Raw genomic sequence first — 17,695 nt, forward strand, 5'->3', positions numbered from 1 at the left:
GGGGTGGCCTAGGGGGTGCCCGGCGGCTCCTCGCCGTCGGGCCCTGCTGCGTCGGGCTCTTCCGCGTCGGGCTCCTCGCCGTCGGGCACGTAGCGCAGGACGCCCCACATGCCGTGCTCGTCGGCGGGCGGGGCGTCGGCGTCCCGGCGGCACGCGTCGAGGGCCGTGCCGAGGGCCGCCGTGTCGATGCCGGTGCCGATGAGCACGAGCTGGGTGCGGCGGACACCGGCGCCGTCGGCGGGGACCGCGGGGCCGGCGGCCTCGGTGGCCGTCCAGGGCTCCGGGTAGAAGCGCAGGAAGCGTCCGACGGCGTGGACCGCGTACCGGTTCCGCGTGTCGTAGGGGCCGAAGTCGACGTACCCCTTGATCCGGTAGAGGCCCTCGGGCCTGCTGTCCAGGAAGCGCATGAGCCGGCGCGGGTCGAGCGGGCGGTCGGACACGAAGGACAGGGTGTCGTAGGCGGCGTGCAGGTGCCCGGCGTGCGCCCCGCCCTCGGAGTGGTCGTACAGGTCGTCGAAGGACAGCTGCCCCACGCGTTCCTCGCTGGGCCGGCAGTCGTACAGGAACTCGGGGTCGACTCGGCCGTAGGTGGCCGGGACGACGGCGGCACCGTCGGCGAGCGAGTGCACGAGGGACAGCACGCGCTCGGCGTCGGGGGCCCAGTCGGTCTTGTTGACCACGACCAGGTCGGCGAGGGCCAGGTGCCGGTCGATCTCGGGGTGCCTGGCGCGGGTGTCGTCGAACTCGGCGGCGTCGACGACCTCGACGAGCCCGCCGTAGACGACCCCCGGCTGCTCGCTGGCGAGCAGCATGCGCACCAGTTCCTGCGGTTCGGCGAGGCCGCTGGCCTCGATGACGATGACGTCGATGCCGGTCTCGGGGCGGGCCAGCCGCTCCAGGTACCCGTCGAGTTCACTGACGTCGACGGCACAGCACAGGCATCCGTTGCCCAGCGACACGGTGGAGTCGCCGAGGGCGCCGGCGACGGCCATCGCGTCGATCTCGATCGACCCGAAGTCGTTGACGACGGCGCCGATACGGCTGCCTCCGCTGCGGTGGAGGAGGTGGTTGAGGAGGGTGGTTTTCCCGGAGCCGAGGAATCCGGCGAGTACGACGACCGGGATCTGCTGCGGAGTCGGGCGCTGCCCCACCGTGCGACCTCTCTCTCACCCACGCGTACGCCGGCCCGCGGCAGCGCGTACGTCCACGTACGGAATTGCCTGCTCAGGATACGAGCCGGCGGAGTGCCCGCGGAGTGAACGATTGTTAGCAGCACATGGTGGGCAGACGTTCTGCGTGGCGCCGGACCGTGCGACCCTCGCTTCCTTCCGTGCGCCGCCTCTCCGCCTCCCTGTCGATCAACGCCGCTCGGCACTCTGGAGGCAGCACCACCCATCGCTCGCCGGTCCACGTCAGCCGACCCGTACTCGACGACCGGTGTGCGGTCGCCTGATTCGGGGGTTGACATGGCCACACGGAAGAACGTCATGGGGAGGTTCGGCTCCGCCGCGGCCGGGATGCTGGCGGCTGCTGCATGCCTGACGCTGGCAGTGCGTCAGCGCGGGCTGGAAGCGGAACGCCTGCGGATACGACGGCTGGAACTCGAGGAGATCGTCTCGCGCCGCAGCGCGTTGGCACACCAACAGCGCATGCACTGGGAACTCCTGGCCAGGGCCATCGACGACACGTCGCTGGCCTCGGTGATCGACACCTACGCCTCCGGCATTCCGGCCGGGAAACGCCGCCAGTACTTCTACGCCAACGCCTGGTACATCAACCTGTACCACCTGTACCGCGCGGGGATCCTGGACCAGGAGGAACTCTACGGACATGCCCGGGAGCTCTTCCAGAACCCGATCATGCGTGAGTACTGGGAGGCGTCGAGGGGCCAGCGCGACGCTCAAGCAGTCGTCCGACGAGGCACGGATCGGCCGCTTGGTGGACGGCCTCATCAGCGACCTGGAGGAAGCAGCCGACACGGACGAGTGGTGGGTGGTCGGCAAACCCCCGTCGTCCTAGCGTCATGGCGTTCGGAACCTTCTCCGTTCATGGCGTCATGACGTTCGCAACCTTCACCCTTCACACGTCCCGCCGAGAAGGCATCGCGGCCGGCGTCATGGCAGCGGCAGCCGCCGTGACTGTCCTGTGCGCGCTGTCGCTGAACGGTGCCGCGTCGACGTCTCCCGCTCCCACGGCACCCATGGCCCCCATGACCCCCATGGCCCCCGAGGAGAGCAACAGCGCGTTCCCCAGGGGAGGCTGAGGTCGCGTCGGCGGTGAGCGGGCGGGGGCCATGAGTAGGCTCAGCCGTGACGGCACTGCTTGAGGCAGAGCGGCAGTGCCCTGCCCACTGAGATGCCCAGATCCCATGTAAGGACCGGTACTCCCTTGAAGATCGTGCGCCGTATCGGTGTGCCGCCAAGTGCCCGTGGCAGTGCTTCAGGAGCCAACTGCCCCGACCTGTTCGAACTGAGCGACGGCAACTTCGCCGTCATCGGCACCGAGGCCACCGAGGCCCTTGAGCGTGAGCTTCCCGCTGACGCTTCCCGCGCGGACTACGAGCGCATCGTGGTCATCAGCCGGGAGACCCTCGTCCGGGCCAAGGCGGACATCCCCGACGCCTGACGTCACCCCGTGTTCTTGGCCGTACCCATCACCGACGGCGCACACGGACCCACCACCCGGCGAGCAGCCCGGCACCCCGATCTTGCTCGACGCCCCCCGACCAGGCCTGGCGCCCGAACGGCACCAGGCCGCTCGCGCTTCTCAGGCCACCGCCGGCACCCCGACCGGGGCGCCGGGGCCCACGTACCGGGCCGCCGGACGGATGATCTTCGAGTCACGTGCCTGTTCCAGGATGTTGGCGCTCCAGCCCACCACCCGCGCCGCCGCGAACGTCGGGGTGAACATCTCGCGGGGCAGACCGCACAGTTCCATGACCACGCCCGCGTAGAACTCGACGTTGGTGTGCAGTTCGCGCCCCGGCTTCAGCTCCGCGAGGATCGCCTCGACCTGCCGTTCCACCTCGACGGCGAACTCCACACGCGGGCCCCCGAAGCGCTGGGCCACCTCCCGCAGCATCCGTGAGCGCGGGTCCTCCGTGCGGTAGACGGCGTGGCCGAAACCCATGATGCGGTCACCGGCGAGCACCCGCTCGCGGATCCACCCGTCGATGCGGTCGGGGGTGCCGATCGCGTCCAGGGTGTCCAGCGCCCGGCTGGGAGCACCGCCGTGCAGCGGGCCGGACAGCGCCGACACCGCGCCGGCGAGACACGCCGCGACGTCCGCCCCCGTCGACGCGATGACCCGCGCGGTGAACGTCGACGCGTTGAACCCGTGATCAATGGTGGAGATCAAGTACTGCTCGACCGCGCGCGTACGCGCCTCGTCCGGCTCCTCACCGGTCACCATGTAGAGGTAGTTCGCTGCGTACGACAGGTCCTCCCGGGGCTCCACCGGCTCGAGCCCCCGCCCCAGCCGGTACAGCGCCGTCAGCAGCGTCGGCACCGCCGCGGCGGCCACCACGGTGTCCTGACGGCGCCGGTCGTCCGTCAGGTCGTACACCGGCCGGAAGCCCAGGGCGGCACCCAGCAGGGACAAACCGGTGCGCATGCCGGCCAGCGGGCCGGAGCGGCCACCGGCCCCGGCGATGGCCGGCAGCGCCGCGCGCACCGCGTCGGGAAGCCTCCGTAGCGCCGCGGTCTCGGCGGCGAAGGCGGCACCCTGGCGCGCGTCGGGGAGTTCGCCGTGGACCAGCAGATGCCAGACGTCCTCGAAGCCGCGACTCTGGGCGAGTTCGACGGCGGAGTACTGCCGGTAGTGGTAGAAGCCCTCGAGCCCTCGCACGTCGCCGATCTCGGTGTCGGCCACGACGACACCGGCGAGCCCGCGCGGCACCTCGACGGACGCCGGGGCGGCTGCGGTTCTTGTGACGGACATGATTACCTCCTTGAACCCGAACTCGAACTTGACTCAACTGTCCATACTTGACTGTGAATCTGTCAATATTGATTGAATCAATACAAAGCGCCTTTCGCTCAACACAAGCTGCCCTCGGACGGATACGGTGACCCCATGCGTGATCAAGCCCCCGACCACCCCGTCGGCACCGGGCGCCGCCTGACCACCCGGGAGGCGGCCGAGCTGCTCGGGGTGAAGCCCGAGACCGTGTACGCGTACGTGAGCCGCGGCCAGCTCAGCAGCCGGCGCACGCCCGGCGCGCGGGGCAGTACCTTCGACGCCGAGGAGGTCCGGGCCCTCGCCCGCCGCAACCGGCGCGACCGCGGCACCTCCGCGGCCCCGGCCACCGGTCAGGAACTGACCGTGCGCACCCGCCTCACGCTCATCGAGAGCGACCGGTACTACTACCGGGGCGTCGACGCGGTCGAGCTCGCCGCACGCCACACGTACGAGGAGGTGGCCGAGTGGCTCTGGACCGGGCGGTTGCGTCCCGGCGCCGCCTTCTCCGCCCCGGAGTCCTCCGTGGCAGCCGCCCGCCGGGCCGTCGACGCCCTGCCCGAACACGCGGGGCCCACCGACCGGCTCCGCGTGGCGGCGATCGCCGCGGCGGTCGCGGACCCGCTCCGCTTCGACCTGTCGGAGGGCTCGGTGCTGGGCACGGCGCGCACCCTCATCCCCACCCTCGTCGCCGCGCTGCCCCCCGTACTGCGCGACGGCGACGACCGGGACCCGGTCGCCCACCGCCTGTGGACCCGGCTCAGCGGACGGCCCGCCGACGAGCCGGCGCTGCGCGCCCTCGACGCGGCCCTCTGCCTCCTCGTCGACCACGATCTGGCGGCCTCCACGCTCGCCGTGCGCGTCGCCGCGTCGGCACGGGCCCACGCCTACGCCGCCGTGTCCGCCGGGCTCGGCGTCATCGAGGGACCACTGCACGGCGCCGCCGGAGGACTCGCCCACCGGATGCTGCTGGACGTGCTCGAACTGGGCAGCGCGGCCCCGGTGGTCGCGGAGGAACTGCGGGCCGGCCGGCGCGTCCCGGGACTCGGTCACCGGCTCTATCCCGGTGAGGACCCACGCGCGCGTGCCCTGTTCGCGCTCCTGGAGGACATCCCACGGGCGGCGCCCGCGCTCGCTGCGGCCCGGGACATCCAGGCCACCGCCGCACGCCACGCCCCGCTGCACGCCAACGTCGACCTGGCGCTCGCCGTGCTCACCGCGTCGTCCGGCATGGCGCCCACCGCGGCCGAGACGATCTTCGCGGTGGCACGTACGGCGGGCTGGATCGCGCATGCCCTGGAGGAGTACGGGGAGCTCCCCCTGCGGATGCGTCCGAGCGGCCTGTACTCCGGACCGGCGCCGCGCCCTCTGCCGGAGTAGCCCCAGGCGCGGCTGGAGGTCACCCGGGCGCAAGTCAGGTTAGGCTCACCTCCGTGAGTACGTGCTCAACCGCCTCCTGGGACCTCGACGAGCCCCTCCCGGGCACCGCACCCGTCGCGAGGACCTGGTTGCTGCTCGAACAGCCCGGCCCCTGGGGCGCCAAGGCCCTCACCTCGAGCCACCTGGACCCCGCCCTGGGGCGTGCCCTCGACGCGGCGGCGAAGGGGACGGGCGTACGCATCGCCCTCATCCGCCGCCCCGGGCGCCACGCGGACCGGGGCACGCCCGACACGCGCAGGGTGTACGCGGCCCACACCGTGCCGGGGAACGTGTGGCTGCACGGCACCACGCTCGACGACCCCCGGCGCCTGCTCGGCCTCGACTTCGGGGCCCTCGGCCGGGGCGATCACCACGCCTTCGACTCGGTACTGGACGGCCGTCCCCACCACGGCGATCCCCTCGCCCTCGTCTGCACCAACGGCAAACGCGACCGGTGCTGCGCCCTCCTCGGCAGGCCGCTGGCGGCCGAGGTCGCCGCCTCCGGAGCCGAAGGCGTCTGGGAGGTCACCCACCTGGGGGGCCATCGCTTCTCACCGACCGTGCTGTTACTGCCGCACGGCTACGTCTACGGCCGGGTCCAGGCGCACACCGTGAAGGAGATCCTGCACCGTTCCCAGGAGGGCCGGATCGTCGTGGAGGGCTGCCGCGGGAACTCCGCCTGGGAACGCCCCGGACAGGCGGCCGAGCTGGCCCTGCGGTCGGCCGTGGCCGAGGACGTCGCCCAGGCACTGACGGTAGTCCGGACGGACGGCGCCGCACCGCGCTGGGAGGTGACCCTGGCCCACCGCGACGGCCGGCGCTGGCGGGTCACCGTCGTACAGGGCTCGTCGGTGCCGCCGCGACCGGAGAGCTGCGGAGCGTCGGTGCTCGGGGCGCCGGCGCGGATGGAGGTCACCGCGGTGCGCGAGCTGCCGGTGCCCGCGGCGGCACTGGCGAGCTGACGCACGGACCGATCGGGTACGGACCCGCTCGCCGACGGGCCTCCTGGTCAAGCCGTCCCGAGGCCGTCCCCGTCCCGGAGGCACCGCGCAAGCCCCGGCGGTCCCGGCCGGAGGCCCGGCGAACCGCCCGCCGGGAGATACGCGCCACACCCCACTACGACCCGCCGCCGCCCCCACGTACCGTCATGGCCATGAGCTCCACTCCCCCCGCACGCCGACTGCGCCTGGGCCTGCCGCGGCGGGTGTTCTCGCAGGTACTGCTGATGCAGTTGGCGATCGCCGCGGGTGTCGCCGTACTCGCGACCGGGCTGTTCCTGGCGCCGCTCGGCGACCAACTGGACGACCAGGCGATGCGCCGGGCGCTGGCGATCGCGCAGACCACCGCGCAGCAGCCGCAGGTCGTGCGGGACCTGCGGACCACGCGGCCGACGGCGGACGGGCCGGTGCAGCAGGAGGCGGAGCGGGTCCGCAGAGCCACCAAGGCGGAGTACGTCGTCGTGATGGACCGCGCCGGCGTGCGCTGGTCGCACACCGACCCCGAACGGATCGGCGAGGTCGTCTCGACCGACCCCGGGGACGCCCTGGCGGGACGCGAGGTCATGGAGATCGACGACGGCACCCTGGGCCGCTCCGCCCGCGGAAAGGTACCCCTGCGCGACAGCGACGGCCGGATCGTGGGGGCGGTCTCGGTGGGCATCGCGTACGACAGCGTCCGGGCGCGGCTGATCCACGCCATCCCCGGCCTTTTCGCCTACGCCGGCGGCGCGCTGGCCGTCGGCGCCCTGGCGTCCTGGATCATCTCGCGCCGGGTGCAGCGGCAGACCCGCGACCTGGCCTTCTCGGACATCGCGGGCCTGCTGGCGGAGCGCGAGGCCATGCTGCACGGCATCCGTGAGGGCGTCGTCGCCCTCGACCGCGGGGGAAGGGTGCGGCTGCTCAACGACGAGGCACAGCGCCTCCTGGGCATCGGCGGCGAGGCCGTCGGCCGGTTCCCCGACGAGGCGCTCGGCCCGGGCCGCACCGCCGACGTCCTGGCCGGCCGGGTTTCCGGCACCGACCTGCTGACCGTGCGCGGCCAGCGGGTCCTGGTCGCCAACCGGATGCCCACCGACGACGGCGGCGCCGTGGCCACGCTGCGCGACCGCACCGAGCTGGAGCAGCTCGGCCGGGAGCTGGACTCCACGCGGGGCCTGATCGACGCGTTGCGCGCGCAGGACCACGAGCACGCCAACCGCATGCACACCTTGCTGGGACTGCTGGAACTGGAGATGTACGACGACGCCGTGGAGTTCGTCGGCGAGGTCGTCGGCGACCACCGGGTCACCGCGGAACAGATCACCGAGCGGATCCGGGACCCCCTGCTCGCCGCCCTGCTGGTCGGCAAGGCGACGGTCGCGGCCGAACGCGGCGTCACCCTGTGGGTGTCGGACCGGACGCGGCTGCCGGACCGGCTGATCGATCCGGGGGGCCTCGTCACGATCGTCGGCAACCTGGTCGACAACGCCCTCGACGCCACCGCCGGCACACCGCACGCGCGCGTGGAGGTCGAACTGCGCGCCGAGGGCCGCGCCGTCACGCTCACGGTGCGCGACACCGGACCCGGCGTACGGGCGGACCACCGTGAGCTGGTCTTCACGACGGGCTGGTCCACCAAGGAGCCCTCGGCCCACCGCGAGCGCGGCATCGGCCTCCCGCTGGTGCGCCGCCTGGCCGAGCGGCAGGGGGGCAGCGCGACCGTCGGCGAGGCGTGCGGCGGGGGCGCGGAGTTCGTCGTCGCCCTGCCGGAGGCCCTGGCGGAACCAGAACCGGAGCCCGGACCGCTCCCCGGACAGGATCCGGAGCCCGCCCCCACCACCCCTGTGACCACCGCCCCCGTGACCACCGCTGCCGAGGAGGAGTCCCGATGATCGAGGTCCTGGTCGTGGACGACGACACGCGGGTCGCGCGCGTGAACGCCGCGTACGTCGGGAAGGTGCCGGGCTTCCGTGTCGCCGGTGAGGCACACAGCGCGGGGGAGGCACTGGCCGCGGTGGAACGGCTGGCACGCCTGGACCTGATCCTGCTGGACCACTACCTGCCCGACCGGACCGGCCTGGAGGTCGTCCGGGAGATGCGGCGGCGGGGGCTCCAGACCGACGTGATCATGGTGACGGCCGCCCGGGACGTGTCGACCGTCCAGGCGGCGATGCGCCAGGGCGCTCTCCAGTACCTGGTGAAACCGTTCGCCTTCGCGGGACTGCGCGCCAAGCTGGAGGCCTACGCGGAGCTGCGCCGCACCCTGGACGGGGGCGGCGAGGCGGAGCAGGCCGAGGTCGACAGGATCTTCGGCGCCCTGTCGGCACCGTCCGAGCCGGGGCTGCCCAAGGGGCACTCCCCCACCACCGCGGAACTGGTGCGCCAGTGCCTGCTGAAGGCCGACGGACCGCTCTCGGCGCAGGAGATCGCGGAACGGACCGGCGTGAGCCGCCAGACCGCGCAGCGCTACCTGAAGCTCCTGGAACGCACCGGCCGGGCCGTGCTGACCCTCAAGTACGGCGATGCGGGCCGCCCCGAGCACCGCTACGCGTGGGCGACCCGCCCCTGAGCCGGCCGCCGGACACAGGGGCCGCCGCCACCGGCCCTACACGGCCCCCGCCCCGGTCAGCGACCGCACCTCGGTCTCGGCGTGCTTGGCCTCGTCCGGGACCTCCGGGGAGGTGACCGTGCCGAGCCAGCCCGCGAGGAAGCCCAGCGGGATCGAGACGAGGCCCGGGTTCTGCAGCGGGAAGCACTGGAAGTCGACGCCGGGGAAAAGCGCCTGCGGGCTGCCCGAGACCACCGGGGACAGCAGCACCAGTACCACGGCCGGCACCAGACCGCCGTAGACCGCCCACACCGCACCCCGGGTGGTGAAACCACGCCAGAACAGTGAGTAGAGCAGCACCGGCAGATTGGCCGAGGCGGCCACGGCGAAGGCGAGGCCCACCAGGAAGGCGACGTTGAGGTCGCGTGCCAGCAGGCCGAGCCCGATCGCGACGGCGCCGATGCCCACCGCGGCGGCCCGGGCCACGGCCACCTCGCTGCGCGGCTCGGCGCGGCGCGCCCGCAGGGAGGCGTACAGGTCGTGGGCGACGGACGCCGAGGAGGCCAGGGTGATGCCGGCGACCACCGCGAGGATGGTGGCGAACGCGACGGCGGCGACGACGGCGAACAGGACCGTCCCGCCGGTGGACTGGGCGCCGCCGCCCAGGTCCAGGGCGAGCAGCGGCACCGCCGTGTTCCCGGCGGCGTTCGACGCGCGTACGGCGTCCGGGCCGACCAGGGCCGCGGCGCCGAAACCCAGCACGATCGTCATCAGGTAGAAGCCGCCGATGAGGCCGATCGACCAGACCACGGACCGCCGTGCCGCGCGTGCGGTGGGCACGGTGTAGAAGCGGGACAGGATGTGCGGCAGCCCGGCCGTGCCCAGCACCAGGGCGAGGCCCAGGCTGATGAAGTCGAAGCGGGAGACCCAGTCCCCGCCGTAGGCGAGACCGGGCGCGAGGAACGCCTCGCCGTGGCCGCTGCGCTCGGCCGCCGTGCGCAGCAACCGGTCGACGTCGCCGTGGAAGCGCACCAGGACGAGCGCGGTCAGCGTCAACGTGCCGCCCAGCAGCAGGACCGCCTTCACGATCTGGATCCAGGTGGTGGCGCGCATCCCGCCCAGCGACACGTAGACGACCATGAGGGCGCCGACACCGATGACGGTCCACGTCCGCGCCGCCTCGCTCGTGCCGCCCAGCAGCAGCGCGACGAGGCTGCCCGCCCCCACCATCTGTGCCACCAGGTACAGGACGGAGACGGTGACCGAGGAGGTCCCCGCCGCGATCCGCACCGGCCGCTCCCTCATCCGGGCGGCCACGACGTCGGCGAGGGTGAACCGGCCGCAGTTGCGCACGAGTTCGGCGACGAGGAAGAGGACGACGAGCCAGGCCACCAGGAAACCCACCGAGTAGAGCATGCCGTCGTAGCCGTAGAGGGCGATGAGCCCCGAGATGCCGAGGAACGAGGCGGCCGACATGTAGTCGCCGGAGATGGCAAAACCATTCTCCATCGGCGAGAAGAGCCGGCCCCCCGCGTAGAACTCCTCCGCCGAGCCCTGCCGGTGGCGCCCCACCCAGGTGGTGATCCCGAGCGTGACGGCGACGAAGGTACTGAACAGCAGCAGCGCAAGCGTCTGGTGGTCGCCCGTCACGACACACCGCCTCTCGCGCTACGCGTCAGTTCCTGGGTGTCCCAGCGCAGTTCGAGCGCGAGCCGGTCCCTGCGCAGCCGTGCGTGCCGGGCGTAGGCCCAGGTGAGCAGGAAGGTGGTGAGGAACTGTCCGAGCCCCGCGACCATCGCGACGTTCACCGCGCCCGCCACCGGTCGTGCCATCAGCCCGGGGGCCGTCGTGGCGGTCACCACGTAGGCCACGTACCACAGGAAGAACACCGTGACCGCCGGGACCACGAACCTGCGGTACCGACTGCGGACTTCCTGGAAGGCAGCGCTGCGCTGAACCTCCACGTACACGTCGGCCGCGGCCAGGGACGGCTCCTCCGCTGCTTCCCGGCGCATCGACGGCACGGCCGGCTCGGCGACACCCGGCCCGGTCGGCTCGCCCCAGCCGGAGGCGAGCACGTCGTACCAGGGGTCGTCGTACCGCAGGTCGTCGTGGCCCAGCTCGTCCTGCCGCGGGCTCGGGACCATGCCGACGCGGGCCCCGCCCGGCGCGGCACGGTGGCCTGCCGCACTTTCGGGACCGCCCCCGGCGCCGCGGGACCGGTCGTTGCTTGACTGCATGCCCCAGGATGGGCAGAGCGCGAGGATCCGCGGCTGCGCTTCCCCGGGCACTTCACCCCATCAGGTGATTCCTCCCTCCGGTGGCCGCACCAACCCCTTTCCATAGGCGTAACGCACCGCTTGCGCACGGCCTTTGAGGCCGGTCTTGGCGAACAGGTTGTTGATGTGGGTCTTCACCGTGGCCGTGGAGACGTGCAGCCTCTTCGCGATCTGTTGGTTGTCGAGTCCTTCGGCGATGAGAACCAGCACCTCCGTCTCCCGGGCGGTGAGCCCGTCCGGCGGCTCGGGAGGGCCGCTCGGCCGTGGCGCGGACTCGGACAGCCGTTCCAGCAGGCGCCGTTGGATGCTCGGAGCGAGCCCGGCCTCGCCGGACAGGACACTGTGCACCGCCCGGACGATCTCGTCCCCGCCCGCGTCCTTGGTGAGATAGCCGCGCGCCCCCGCGTGCAATGCGGGGAACAGCGACTCGTCGTCCGCGTACGTCGTGAGCACGACGACCTGGGTCCCGGGGTGTTCGGCGCGGATCCGGCGGGTGGCCTCCACCCCGTCGCACCGGGGCATGCGCAGGTCCATCAGCACCACGTCCGGGGAGAGTTCCGCGACGAGGCGCACCGCCTCCTCCCCGTCACCGGCGGCGCCCACGACTTCCACACCGGGCAGGAGTCCGAGCAGCATCACGATCCCCTCCCGCACCACGGTCTGATCGTCCACGACCATCACCCGCGCGGGCCTCTCCCCGGGCACCCCGGTCATACGGGCACCTTCAACGTCACCACGAACCCCTCCTCGCCCGGCCCTGCCCGCAGCGAGCCGCCCAGCAGTTCGGCACGCTCCCGCATGCCCAGCAGACCGTACCCACCCGCGGTGCCGGATTCTTCCCCGGGCGGACCTCCTGAGTCCCGTACGTCCAGCATCACTTCGTGGGCGCCGTAGTCCAGCCGCACCCGCACCCCGGCGCCGGGAGCGTGCCTGCGGGCATTCGTCAGCGCCTCCTGGGCCACTCTGCGCACGGCCTGCGAGGCCTCGGCGGGCAACGGTTTGCGTTCCCCCGTAATGGTGACTTCCGCGGTGCCCCCGGCCGTCTCCACGAGCTGGGTCAGGAAGTCCTCCAGCGGCGTCAGGTCCCCGCGCAGCGCGGACAGCGCCTGCCGGGTCTCGGCCAGTCCGTCGCGGGCCATGCCCCGTGCCGCCACGACCCGGTCCAGAATCTGCTGCCGGTCCGCGTCCCGCTCGATCAACAACCGGGCCGCCTCCAGGTGCACCATCTGCGCCGAGAGACTGTGCGCCAGTACGTCGTGGATCTCCCGGGCGATACGGGCCCGCTCCGCCAGTGCGGCGGACTCCGCCTCGGCCGCCCGGGCGGCCCGCTCCTGGGCCAGGAGCCGCTGCGCGCTCCCGCGTGCCTCGGCATCGAGCCGCAGGACGTATCCGGCAAGAACCAGCCCGCCCGCCGTCGCGGCCTTGGTCAGCCACGCGTCGTCGCCGGCCACGGCGTACGAGGCCAGCGCGACCGAGGCCACGGGCAGCGCGGCGGCGACGGGCAGCCGTTCGAGGGCGACCACGGCGCAACCGCACCAGATGATCAGGGCGGGTACGTCGAACCCCACGGACCGGGCGGCGACCGCGAGCGCGAGCAGGACGACGACGAGCGCCAGGGACGGCCACAGGCGGTGCGCGAGCGTGGTCCGGAAGAACGCCCAGGCCGCACAGACGGCGGCCACAAGACCGACGGCTGCCGCGACCGAGCCCCAGCCGTGCAGACGGCTGCTGGTGAACGCACCCCACAGGAGGGTCCCGAACACCACCAGCCGCACTCCCCGGGAGAGCAGGCGGCGGGGCCGGGAGACGCTTTCGGGCAGGAGCGCCTCCCTGGAAGGCCACCTCGTCCAGAGGTTCTCCGTCATGCGGGTTCCTTCCTGGCGGGCCGGGGCACCGCGTCACGGTACGCGCGACCGGGGGCTCCGGCGGGGCCCGGGGAGTGAAGGCGCCAGGCGAGGACGCCGGACCGGACCAGCAGGGTCACCGCGAGGGCGAGCAGCAGGGCGGAGCCGTCCTGCCGCACTCCCAGGGCCGCACCGATCCCGTAGAGGACCGCGCGCAGCGCGATGCCGACGCCCCACACCGCGACGCTCGCCCGGGTGCCCCGGCTCCACACGGCACCGTCGGCCTCGGTCCATATCCGGGTGGTCCAGGCCCAGCCGGCGCCCGTGACCAGGCCGACGATCATTTCGGCGGCCAGGATCAGCACGGCCGCGCTCTGGTGGTGACCGTCGATCATGCCCGGTTCGCGCAGAGCCACGACTGCCAGCACCACGGGCAGCACCCACCAGCGCCGGTCGGTGTCGATGCGGCTTGCGCGGAACTGCCGGGTGATCACCAGGGCGGCAGCCGCCGTGATGGCCAACGCGTCGAGGAGCCCGGACATCGTGCCTCCGTGAACGGAAGAAGGGAGACGCCGACGGCGGTCCCGCCGGCACCTTCGACGTTACGGAAACGGCGAGGTCACGGAATCGGAGTCCGGGTGGATCATGGGTGGAGCGCTGCCCGTCCCTGCGCTCCACCCACGGGTGGAGGGGCGACGGTCCGGGCCGCATACGGCGGACCGGGCCCGGCAATGGCTCCGGACCCGGTCCGTCGGCGGCACGATTCCTCGCGCGCCGTCGGGCTTTCACGCGCCGTCGGGCTTCCTCACGCGTCGATGCGCGACCGGTCCAGCGTGGCCGCGGAACTGGAGATGAATTCCTTGCGGGGCGCGACGTCGTTGCCCATCAGCAGGTCGAAGACCTGCTCGGCGGAGTCCAGGTCCGTGAGGTTGATCCGGCGCAGGGTGCGGCGGCGCGGGTCCATGGTCGTCTCCGCCAACTGGTCGGCGTCCATCTCACCGAGGCCCTTGTAGCGCTGGATGGAGTCCTTGTAGCGGATGTTCTTGCTCTGGAACTCCATGAGCTTGTCGCGCAGCTCCCGGTCCGAGTACGTGTAGACGTACTTGTCCTGGCCCTTCTTCGGCTGGACCAGCTCGATGCGGTGCAGCGGGGGCACCGCGGCGAAGACCCGGCCCGCCTCCACCATGGGCCGCATGTAGCGGTGGAAGAGGGTCAGCAGCAGGGTGCGGATGTGGGAGCCGTCGACGTCGGCGTCGGTCATCATGATGATCTTGCCGTAGCGGGCCGCGTCGATGTCGAAGGTGCGGCCCGAGCCCGCTCCTATGACCTGGATGATCGCCCCGCACTCGGCGTTCTTCAGCATGTCCGTCACGGACGACTTCTGGACATTGAGGATCTTGCCGCGGATCGGCAGCAGGGCCTGGAACTCGGAGTTCCGGGCGAGCTTGGCCGTGCCCAGCGCGGAGTCGCCCTCGACGATGAACAGCTCGCTGCGGTCGACGTCGTCGCTGCGGCAGTCGGCGAGCTTCGCGGGCAGCGAGGAGGACTCCAGGGCCGTCTTGCGACGCTGGGCGTCCTTGTGCTGACGCGCGGCGATGCGGGTGCGGGCCGCTGCGACGGCCTTCTCCATGACCACCCGGGCCTGCTGGGCCGCGTCACGCTTGGTCGAGGTCAGGAACGCCTTCAGTTCCTTGCTGATCACGTTGTTCACGATCCGGCGGGCCGCCGAGGTGCCGAGTACCTCCTTGGTCTGGCCCTCGAACTGCGGCTCGGCGAGCCGGACGGTGACGACCGCGGTGAGCCCCTCCAGGGCGTCGTCCTTGACGATGTCGTCCTCGGCGACACGCAGCATCTTCTTGGTGCGCAGCACCTCGTTCATCGTCTTCGTCACCGCCTGCTCGAAGCCGGCGACGTGGGTGCCGCCCTTGGGCGTGGCGATGATGTTGACGAAGGACCTGAGGGTGGTGTCGTAGCCGGTGCCCCAGCGCAGGGCGACGTCGACGCCGAGGTCGCGGGTGACCTCGGTGGGGGTCATCTGCCCCTCCTCGTCCAGCACCGGGACCGTCTCCTTGAAGGAGCCCTGCCCGCTGAAGCGGAGGGTGTCGCAGACGGGCCGGTCACTGGCCAGGAACTCGCAGAACTCGCTGATGCCTCCGTCGAAGCGGAACGACTCCTCGCCCTTGCTGCCGCCGTCGCCGAGACCGAACTCGTCCCGGACGACGATGGTCAGCCCGGGCACCAGGAACGCCGTCTGGCGGGCCCGCTGGTGCAGCGTGTCCAGGGAGAGCTTGGCGTCCTTGAGGAAGATCTGCCGGTCCGCCCAGTACCGCACGCGCGTGCCGCTGCGGCTCTTGGGAATCTTCTTGGCCTTGCGCAGCCCGTTCCCGGGGTCGAACTTCGCGTCCGGGCCGGTCTTCGCGAACGTGCCCGGGACCCCGCGGCGGAAGCTGATCGCGTGCGTGTGCCCGCCACGGTCCACCTCGATGTCGAGGCGGGCGGACAAGGCGTTCACCACGGAGGCGCCGACGCCGTGCAGACCGCCCGAGGCCGCGTAGGAGCCGCCTCCGAACTTGCCGCCGGCGTGCAGCTTGGTCATGACGACCTCGACGCCGGACAGCCCGGTCTTGGGCTCGACGTCGACGGGGATGCCCCGGCCGTTGTCACGGACCTCCACAGAGGAGTCGTCGTGGAGGATCACCTCGATGTGGTCGCAGTAACCTCCCAGGGCCTCGTCGACGGAGTTGTCGATGATCTCCCACAGGCAGTGCATCAGGCCACGGCTGTCGGTGGACCCGATGTACATGCCCGGACGCTTGCGCACGGCCTCGAGCCCCTCGAGGACGAGCAGGTGCCGCGCGGTGTAGTTGGATCCGTCCCGGTCTGCTCCTGCCAGCAGCGCAGTGGACGGCACGGATGTCTCGGCGGTCACGCGGTTCGCTCCTCGCTGAATTTCAGATGGGGCCCCGCTGGGTAAGGGCGTGGCTCGGTTCACCGGTCAGAGGGTACCGATGCCTGGTAGAGCCGTTGTAACGCCACCCTCGTCGCCGACTCACCCTAGTCCACGATCGCATACCTGTTCGATCCCTCGATGGGGTGAAGTACACATCACGTTCCCTTCGAGGCATGAACCATTTAGGCTCCGGGCACGTCCTCATGAACAAACCGGCAACCCAGCCGGCGGGACCGACACTGACCGACTGCGCGAACCCGTACGACACACAGACACGCAATACGGCACATTCGCCGCCAATCGGCAACAGCCGGCCCCTCGGAAATTTTTTTCGAGGAAAAGCCACGAGCGGGAACGTTTTGGGGCTGGTTGGATGTTGACCCTGGTACGACAGCTCGTCGAGCTAGAGAAGAGGCGACGTGACTACTGTTCTGACTTCCGCAAGCCCGCTGACGGCCGCCGATCGCTGCGACCGCTGCGGCGCCCAGGCCTACCTGCGCGTCGTCCTGCTGAGCGGCGGAGAACTGCTCTTCTGCGCCCACCACGGTCGCAAGTTCGAGCCGGAACTCAAGAAGATCGCCGCTGAGATACAGGACGAGACGGAGCGGCTGACGGCTGTTCCGGCATCTTCCGCCGAGGAAGAACGCTGACTCAACGCGCCCGACGACGAGCCGAATCGGCACAGGCCGATGAGCGGGCGGCCCGCCCCCGGATTCCGGAGGCAGGCCGCCCGTACTCGTGCCCGCAGGCGTTCACCGCCCGTCAGGCGCTCCCCGCTGCTTCGTGGCCGTACCGTCCTGCTTCGTGGCCGTACCGTCCCATCCCAGTGTCCGCAGCACCGAGGAGACGCGCGTGTACACCCCCGGGCTGCCCGGGCGTCCGCAGCCACTCCCCCACGACACCAGGCCGATGAGCCTTCCCTGACCGACCAGCGGCCCCCCGCTGTCCCCCTGGCAGGCATCGCGGCCCCCGGTCTCCTGCCCGGCACAGAGCATGGTGCTCGGGAGATACCGCCCCTCGTCGTTGCCCGGGTACGCCCGCTCGCAGGACGCGTCGGACAGCACCCGCACCCGGGCCGCGTGCAGGCCGTTCGCATAGTCCCCCGCACCCGAGGTGTCCCCCCAGCCGTACACGAGCGCCCCCGTGTCGGGCGTGTACGCAGGGTCACCTTCCGACGCCATCCCTATCACCGATCCGGCGGGAAGGGCTTCTGACAGGGTCAGGACGGCGAAGTCGCCCGCGTTGCTGCGGTCGTCGTGCTCCGGGTTCACCCAGACGGAGCGGATGGGGATCTCCCGCCCCCGGTCCGACAGCAGGTCGGTCCGTCCGGCGATGACCCGCAGGTCGTCCACCTGCTCCGGCGGGGACCCGAGAACCTCCTCCCCCAGGCAGTGGGCCGCGGTGAGCACGGTGGTCCGGCCGACGGCCACTCCCCCGCAGAACTGTCCCGCCCGCGTACCCCCGAACCGGTCACGACTGGACAGGGCGACGGTCCACGGGCTGTCGGACACGTCGACCGGGAAGCCTCCGACGACGATGCTGTCGGCGGCCGCGGGGACGGCCGACCCCAGCGGTATCGCGGTCGCGGCGGCCGCCAGCACCAGCGGCCGGGCCAGTGTCCGGGCCAAGAGACGACGCATGCGGGCTCCTCACTCCTAGGTGGTCACGAGACACCCAGAGTGATCCAGTACGCCCTGTCGCGCACCCGCTGCCCGGCGCGA

General features: G+C 71.9%; 16 protein-coding genes. 7 read left to right on the forward strand and 9 right to left on the reverse strand.

Annotated features, from left to right (window positions below; genetic code table 11):
- Nucleotides 1-8: 8 nt before the first annotated feature.
- Nucleotides 9-1,151, reverse strand: coding sequence for a CobW family GTP-binding protein (locus IG88_RS0110070; protein WP_031037710.1), 1,143 nt, complete (start codon nt 1,149-1,151; stop codon nt 9-11).
- 315 nt (nt 1,152-1,466) lie between these two features.
- Here IG88_RS0110070 and IG88_RS38575 point away from each other — a divergent pair, with 315 nt between their 5' ends.
- Together IG88_RS38575 and IG88_RS0110085 are read left to right on the forward strand one after the other, a co-directional pair.
- Nucleotides 1,467-2,060, forward strand: a complete 594-nt coding sequence (locus tag IG88_RS38575) for a DUF6082 family protein (RefSeq protein ID WP_234332110.1) — start codon at nt 1,467-1,469, stop codon at nt 2,058-2,060.
- A gap of 328 nt (nt 2,061-2,388) precedes the next feature.
- On the forward strand, nt 2,389-2,625 hold the full coding sequence (locus tag IG88_RS0110085) for a hypothetical protein (protein ID WP_031037716.1): 237 nt from the start codon (nt 2,389-2,391) through the stop codon (nt 2,623-2,625).
- Between the two features lie 141 nt (nt 2,626-2,766).
- On the opposite strand, the gene IG88_RS0110090 is transcribed toward IG88_RS0110085, so the two are convergent.
- The gene (locus tag IG88_RS0110090) at nt 2,767-3,939 is read right to left on the reverse strand and encodes a citrate synthase/methylcitrate synthase (RefSeq protein WP_031037719.1); all 1,173 of its coding nucleotides are present in this window, start codon (nt 3,937-3,939) and stop codon (nt 2,767-2,769) included.
- 135 nt (nt 3,940-4,074) lie between these two features.
- Between IG88_RS0110090 and IG88_RS0110095 the strand changes: the two genes are divergently transcribed.
- The 4 genes from IG88_RS0110095 (at nt 4,075) to IG88_RS0110110 (ending at nt 8,922) form a co-directional block, all read left to right on the forward strand.
- Nucleotides 4,075-5,337 carry a citrate synthase gene (locus tag IG88_RS0110095; RefSeq protein WP_031037721.1) on the forward strand — a complete coding sequence of 421 codons (1,263 nt, stop codon included), beginning with the start codon at nt 4,075-4,077 and terminating at the stop codon, nt 5,335-5,337.
- A gap of 53 nt (nt 5,338-5,390) precedes the next feature.
- The gene (locus tag IG88_RS0110100; protein ID WP_031037723.1) at nt 5,391-6,338 is read left to right on the forward strand and encodes a sucrase ferredoxin; all 948 of its coding nucleotides are present in this window, start codon (nt 5,391-5,393) and stop codon (nt 6,336-6,338) included.
- A 191-nt stretch (nt 6,339-6,529) separates the two neighbouring features.
- Complete coding sequence (locus IG88_RS0110105; protein WP_031037726.1) at nt 6,530-8,245, forward strand: ATP-binding protein; 1,716 nt, start codon at nt 6,530-6,532, stop codon at nt 8,243-8,245.
- A complete protein-coding gene (locus IG88_RS0110110; protein WP_031037727.1) occupies nt 8,242-8,922 on the forward strand; it encodes a response regulator in 681 nt (226 codons plus the stop codon). The genes IG88_RS0110105 and IG88_RS0110110 overlap by 4 nt, the downstream gene beginning before the upstream one ends.
- A gap of 36 nt (nt 8,923-8,958) precedes the next feature.
- On the opposite strand, the gene IG88_RS0110115 is transcribed toward IG88_RS0110110, so the two are convergent.
- From IG88_RS0110115 to IG88_RS0110140, 6 genes are all read right to left on the reverse strand, one after another.
- Nucleotides 8,959-10,551 (reverse strand): cation acetate symporter, encoded by a 1,593-nt coding sequence (locus tag IG88_RS0110115; RefSeq protein ID WP_031037730.1) that lies wholly within the window; start codon nt 10,549-10,551, stop codon nt 8,959-8,961.
- Nucleotides 10,548-11,048 (reverse strand): DUF485 domain-containing protein, encoded by a 501-nt coding sequence (locus IG88_RS38580; RefSeq protein ID WP_420712080.1) that lies wholly within the window; start codon nt 11,046-11,048, stop codon nt 10,548-10,550. The genes IG88_RS0110115 and IG88_RS38580 overlap by 4 nt, the downstream gene beginning before the upstream one ends.
- 153 nt (nt 11,049-11,201) lie before the next feature.
- Nucleotides 11,202-11,894 (reverse strand): response regulator transcription factor, encoded by a 693-nt coding sequence (locus IG88_RS0110125; protein WP_031037737.1) that lies wholly within the window; start codon nt 11,892-11,894, stop codon nt 11,202-11,204.
- Nucleotides 11,891-13,045 carry a sensor histidine kinase gene (locus IG88_RS0110130; protein WP_031037749.1) on the reverse strand — a complete coding sequence of 385 codons (1,155 nt, stop codon included), beginning with the start codon at nt 13,043-13,045 and terminating at the stop codon, nt 11,891-11,893. The genes IG88_RS0110125 and IG88_RS0110130 overlap by 4 nt, the downstream gene beginning before the upstream one ends.
- Nucleotides 13,042-13,566 carry a DUF1453 family protein gene (locus IG88_RS0110135; protein ID WP_031037752.1) on the reverse strand — a complete coding sequence of 175 codons (525 nt, stop codon included), beginning with the start codon at nt 13,564-13,566 and terminating at the stop codon, nt 13,042-13,044. Before IG88_RS0110135 ends, IG88_RS0110130 begins: the two co-directional genes overlap by 4 nt.
- A gap of 263 nt (nt 13,567-13,829) precedes the next feature.
- Complete coding sequence (locus IG88_RS0110140; RefSeq protein ID WP_031037755.1) at nt 13,830-15,953, reverse strand: DNA gyrase/topoisomerase IV subunit B; 2,124 nt, start codon at nt 15,951-15,953, stop codon at nt 13,830-13,832.
- Between the two features lie 440 nt (nt 15,954-16,393).
- Here IG88_RS0110140 and IG88_RS0110145 point away from each other — a divergent pair, with 440 nt between their 5' ends.
- A complete protein-coding gene (locus IG88_RS0110145; RefSeq protein WP_007445070.1) occupies nt 16,394-16,624 on the forward strand; it encodes a DUF7455 domain-containing protein in 231 nt (76 codons plus the stop codon).
- 102 nt (nt 16,625-16,726) lie between these two features.
- Here the strand turns inward: IG88_RS0110145 and IG88_RS0110150 are convergent, their stop codons facing one another.
- A complete protein-coding gene (locus IG88_RS0110150; protein WP_031037758.1) occupies nt 16,727-17,614 on the reverse strand; it encodes a S1 family peptidase in 888 nt (295 codons plus the stop codon).
- Between the last annotated feature and the right edge of the window lie 81 nt (nt 17,615-17,695).

The organism is Streptomyces sp. NRRL F-5650 (genome assembly GCF_000721365.1).
Classification (GTDB): domain Bacteria; phylum Actinomycetota; class Actinomycetes; order Streptomycetales; family Streptomycetaceae; genus Streptomyces; species Streptomyces ardesiacus.